Genomic DNA, 5,027 nt, shown 5'->3' on the forward strand with positions numbered 1-5,027 from the left:
GGCAGGTCAGTGATTATACCGGCGCGGCGGCGCTTCTGGACAGCCTGCCGCAGGCCGACTGGTTTCTGGCAGACCGGGCCTATGACGCTGACTGGCTTCGAAAAGCATTGCAGGACAGAGGGATAAAAGCCTGCATCCCCGGCAGGACGTCGCGCAAGAAGACCGTGAAATACGACAAGCGCCGCTACAGAAGGCGCAATCGCATCGAGATCATGTTCGGTCGTCTGAAGGACTGGAGACGTGTCGCCACACGTTACGACAGGTGCCCGGACACCTACCTTTCCGCAATCGCATTGGCCGCAACCGTTCTGTTCTGGCTGTGATCAAGAACGAGTCCTGACCCTAGCTTTAACACGTTAATGCTTAAATCGACTTAAGATCACAAAATACCCTTCAGTTGCTAACCTGAGCGGTTTGTCAATCATCCCTCCCAATAAGATCGAACTCAAATTGAGAGGTAATCCCCTCCGTGCGAACTTTCCGTCCCCACGGAGGGGCGAACATCTTCCTCGTTACGTGTGACACATGAGGAAATGGCGCAGGTCGTCACGATCCGTCTGCCAGCAATAGCTAATACAGCCGTTTGATTTCATACTACACGGCATTTTTCACCTCTATAGTAAGGTGAACTTCAAAATGTGATATGCCTATAACGTGCATTAGGTTAGTGGGATTAGTCCGATGTGCTTTTGAACGTCTTGGTTCTTGATTAACGATGATCGAACATGGCAGGCTTGCCGGGATCCTTATGCTCTCATCGCCTTGGTCCGGGCGTTTAGGAGGGTAGCGGTGCGTCCAATGCATACCTCACGCCGGTCGGCTCGAAGCTGAGGTTTGCCGTCCCACCAAGATCAGCAGATGTAATGTTCTCGATAATTGATGATCCGAACCCACGACGCTTCGGCGCGACGACAGGCGGCCCGCCGCGCTCGATCCATTCGAAGAGAAACCGGTCCGGCTGCTCGTCAGAGATCTTCCATTTCACCGTGACCGCACCACCGTCGGCGCTGAGAGAGCCGTATTTCAATGAGTTCGTGGCGAGCTCGTAAAGCGCCAAAATAAAGGCGGAGACGCTTTTCTCGTTGAGGGCAATATCCGGACCAGCAATGCGGATGTTAAAGGTGTTGAATGGTTTAAGAGCTTCCTCGACGACCTCCCGCAATCCTGCGGGGGATTGGCTCTCCCGGGTCAGCAGGTCCTGCGCCATCGACATCGCCTGAATGCGGCCCATGGCCTTGTCGCGTGCATCATTCAGATCCGTTGCGCCCCGCAGTGAGTGGCTGAATACCGCCTGCGCGGTTGCCAGTGAGTTCTTAACGCGGTGTGCTAGTTCCTTGGATAGAAGGCGCCGGTGCTCTTCGGCTTCCTTTCGCTCAGTGATATTCTGCGAGACCCCGACCATGGTGATCTGCGGGTCATCTGCAGCGGTGATGATGTGGCCCTTGATCTCAACCCACCGGATGTCTCCGCCCGGCGTCCTGATGCGGTATTCCACTTGGACTTCGGCACGGTCGCGAATGGCCGTGGCCATGGCCTCCTGCCATTTCGGAAAGTCTTCGGGAAGGATGGCCTTCTGCAGTTCCTCCAAGCCGAACTTCTCCAAGGGATCGCGACCGAAGTTCAGCAGGCATTGCTTGGACAGAATGGCCCTGTTGTTCGTGACGTCGAACGTCCAGATCCCCATTCCAGCTGCCCCAAGGACAAAGCGGAGCCGGGCCTCGGTCATGGCGATGTCCTGCATGCGCCCGGCGATCTCTGTCTCGAGCGCGCTCTGCTCCCGAGACAGTTCGGTCAGGCGATTGCGCTCGGGCGAGACATCGAACTGCGAGGCGAAGAAATGCGTCAGCTGCCCCTTGGTATCGAAGACCGGTGAGACCAGCAGGCGGTTCCAGAATGCGGTGCCGTCCTTGCGATAATTCAGCAGGTCGATCTCGATGCTTTCCCTGCTGACGATCGCTTGGCGCACCTTTGCCACATCGTTCATATTGGTTCCGGGACCCTGAAGAAAACGGCAGTTCGTTCCAAGGATCTCGGTGCGGGAGTAGCCTGTCAGGGCCGTGAACGCGTCATTCACGTAGACGATCGGGTTATCCGGCTGGTTGGGATCCGTCACCAGCATGGGCATGCGGGTGGCTGCAAATGCCGCTGCAAACGGATTGTCTGTAGGGGGTAAAGGAAAGTGCGAAACGCCTTCGCGCGTACGTGCATCTGACAAGTGGATCAGCCTCGAAGAAACCTAGCGGGCTTATTTAGGGAGCGCGCCTTGGAAAAGGAACCCTCTCTCAAGTTTGTTTCCGTTTTTTTGCGTCTTGGCACAAGGGTCGCAGTCTCCGCTCCAGTACCCTGATCTCATCGAAGGCCCGTCGGGACGGTATGCTTGCCGTCCCACTCCGCCAGTCGCACGCCCAAATGGATTACGTAACGGGCCACGGCACTGTACGTATCATGGGGGGGAAGATAGCCATCCAGCGTGACATAGAGGGTCGTTGCGTTTCGGTACTGGGCCTCGGAGGTGATCTCCGCCGCACCGCCGTAAAGATCGAAGTAGGCCAGAATGCCGTCGACCTGCGTCTCGGGCACGCCTGCAGCCACAAACCGATCGCGCAACTCACGATCGATCATTGGTCCCCCTGGGCCCACGAGGATGTGCGTCCCTGTCCTGGGGTTTGTTGCTGGCGCATCGGCGGCATTCTCCCTTACCGCGACGGCAGATAGTCCTTCCCACCGTTGTAAGGTCAATGTGTCCACGGATGTGTGATCCGTCTTGACCGATCCCTCGGCCGCGATCTTAACTGCCGCGGTATTGGTGAGGGAGCTTTCATCCATGAATATCGGAGATGCCGCGGCGCGATCTGGGGTGTCCGCGAAGATGATCCGCTACTACGAGCAGATCGGCCTGATCGCGCCTGCAGCGCGGACAGCTGCCGGCTACCGCGAATACGACCAGCGCGACGTTCATACCCTTGGATTCATCGCTCGTTCCCGCGATCTGGGATTTTCAGTCAGCGAGATCTCCGGACTGCTGGACCTGTGGCGCAAAAAGGATAGGCGCAGTGCGGACGTGAAGGCCTTGGCTGAAGCCAGGATCAGCGACCTGTACCGCAAGATCGCCGATCTTCAGGACATGGCTGACACCCTTGAAACCCTGGTCAGTACCTGTTCGGGCAATGACCGCCCGGACTGTCCCATCCTGCAGGAACTGGAGATGCCCGATAGCGACGACAGCCTGGCTTGCTCCCAAGATCTCGGCCGCAAACCCGGCGGTAGGGCCGCGCATCTTTCCCGCGGAAGCTTGAAACAGCGGCGGTCCATCGTCTGAGCGCAGTGGACCCGAAGAGCACGCCACATTCGGAATGGCAGGCAATATGGAAAACGGGCGCCCGTGAGGCGCCCGCTATCAAGATCTGACGGTCCGACTTCGTCTGCAGCGATTCAGCTGCAGACTGCTGTTAGAGGATGCCACGATCCCGCGTCGGATCAGCCACAAGGGGCGAGGTCGCCGACGTTCCCGTTTGACCAACCGACGCGACACGCAGGTTGTTCTGCACGTGCTTCACACCCGAGGCGCGCTCGGCGACATCCTCGGCGTGACGCTTCGCGAAACGCTCAGGGACAGTGCCCGTCAGCGTGACCTCGCCGTCCTGCACCATCACCTCGATGTCGGATGCGTCCAGCTGGCCGTCATCCATCAGGCGTTCGCTGACGTCTTCCTTGATGCGCTCGTCCGACCGGATATAGCCCTTCGGCCCGGTGCCGCGGTGCTTGTCCATCTCACGACGGCGGCTCGCATCCTCGTCGCCGAACCACGAAGCCACCTCATCGCCGGCCCGATCCAGAAAACCGCGATCGTCGTCCCGCTCGACGCGACCACGCCCGTAGGACTGATCGCCGCGTCCGTAACCGCTGTTCGCGCCAGAGCGATCATAGGACCGCCCGGTCCGGGGATCCGCGCTCAAGCCGCCACGACGGCCATTGCCATCATCGTCCCGGCCATATCCGCCGGTCTGTCCGTATCCACGATCATAGTTCGCCGCCCGATCGCCGACGCTATAGCGGTCACGGTTTTCCCGAACCTCGTCCATGTCGCGCCGACGCTCTGCCTGGTCATCGCCGACCCACGACTTGACCTCGTCGGTGGCCTTGTCTGTCCAGTCCCGCGAGTTGCGGTTCACGTCGCGGTTGCCATAGTCCTGGCTGGGGCGACCCATGCGATCGCGGTCGTTGTATTCGTTAGCCATAGCGTGTCCTCCTCAAAACACGGGTGCCACGCGGCACCTCAGATGCGGGAGAAACAGCGGCTCAATCGAGAGCGTTCCGGCACATAAATGTTATCGGCGGGAAGGAGCTTTCTCCACACCGGGCCGGCGAGCGTTACTGACCTTGGCGCTTTGAGATGCGCCCGACAGCACACGGGCAATCGCCACCTGCATGTCGAGCTTCTCACGCACGTCTCGATATGCAGCGTTGTGCGAATAGGCAGTCAGAGCATTATCGATAAGGACCCAGTCCTCTAAAGACATGGCCAGGCGAAACATCACGTCATCCGACTTACGGCGCATACTGGTTACCTTGGTTACGCTGAACAACTACAGGGTGAAGATATGACGTTCTTGCACATTGTGAAGTTGGCTATTCGGACAGCCCATATTTGAGACGGATGTGGGCGGGCAAAAATACGACTGCGTAACAGTCAACTTCGTTCACCAGCGTGCAGCAAAACCAGAGGTCCTTGCACGAAAAGCACCTGCAGCCGCGGACCTCAGAGAGGGGAAAGTGGCTTCCGAAAGATCCGCTCAAGATCACTGGCATCGTAGAGGCTCGGCGATGTGTCCAACCTTGCCGAGGTCAACGCAACGCATCTAGAAGTGAAAAGCTCTCCTGATAACACTAGGCGAATGGCCAATGCTTATGGTAATTTTTTTGCGTCCCACGAGCTGAAAGGGCCCCGGTCCATCGGGGCCCTTTTTCAGTCCAGACTGGTTCTGGTTTCGGCGCGGAAATCTCAATGACGTTGAAGTTTGAAAAAA

General features: G+C 58.2%; 6 protein-coding genes. 2 read left to right on the forward strand and 4 right to left on the reverse strand.

The genetic code is table 11. The features are described 5' to 3' along the window. Positions 1–323: IS5 family transposase (locus TY51_RS14815; RefSeq protein ID WP_042250805.1), on the forward strand; the 323-nt coding region annotated here is incomplete at its 5' end. A 452-nt stretch (positions 324–775) separates the two neighbouring features. Here the strand turns inward: TY51_RS14815 and TY51_RS14820 are convergent. Continuing rightward, on the reverse strand, positions 776–2,215 hold the full coding sequence (locus TY51_RS14820; RefSeq protein ID WP_042250807.1) for a PAS domain-containing protein: 1,440 nt from the start codon (positions 2,213–2,215) through the stop codon (positions 776–778). 134 nt (positions 2,216–2,349) lie between these two features. Continuing rightward, a complete protein-coding gene (locus tag TY51_RS14825; protein ID WP_042250809.1) occupies positions 2,350–2,622 on the reverse strand; it encodes a hypothetical protein in 273 nt (90 codons plus the stop codon). Positions 2,623–2,824: 202 nt separating this feature from the next. Between TY51_RS14825 and cueR the strand changes: the two genes are divergently transcribed. Continuing rightward, the gene (gene cueR, locus TY51_RS14830) at positions 2,825–3,319 is read left to right on the forward strand and encodes a Cu(I)-responsive transcriptional regulator (RefSeq protein ID WP_042250814.1); all 495 of its coding nucleotides are present in this window, start codon (positions 2,825–2,827) and stop codon (positions 3,317–3,319) included. 130 nt (positions 3,320–3,449) lie between these two features. Here cueR and TY51_RS14835 read toward each other — a convergent pair whose 3' ends face one another. Next, positions 3,450–4,208, reverse strand: a complete 759-nt coding sequence (locus TY51_RS14835; RefSeq protein ID WP_081995098.1) for an SWFGD domain-containing protein — start codon at positions 4,206–4,208, stop codon at positions 3,450–3,452. Between the two features lie 120 nt (positions 4,209–4,328). Beyond that, complete coding sequence (locus TY51_RS14840; RefSeq protein ID WP_042250812.1) at positions 4,329–4,559, reverse strand: hypothetical protein; 231 nt, start codon at positions 4,557–4,559, stop codon at positions 4,329–4,331. Between the last annotated feature and the right edge of the window lie 468 nt (positions 4,560–5,027).

This window comes from Paracoccus sp. PAMC 22219 (genome assembly GCF_000787695.1).
Taxonomy (GTDB): Bacteria; Pseudomonadota; Alphaproteobacteria; order Rhodobacterales; family Rhodobacteraceae; genus Paracoccus.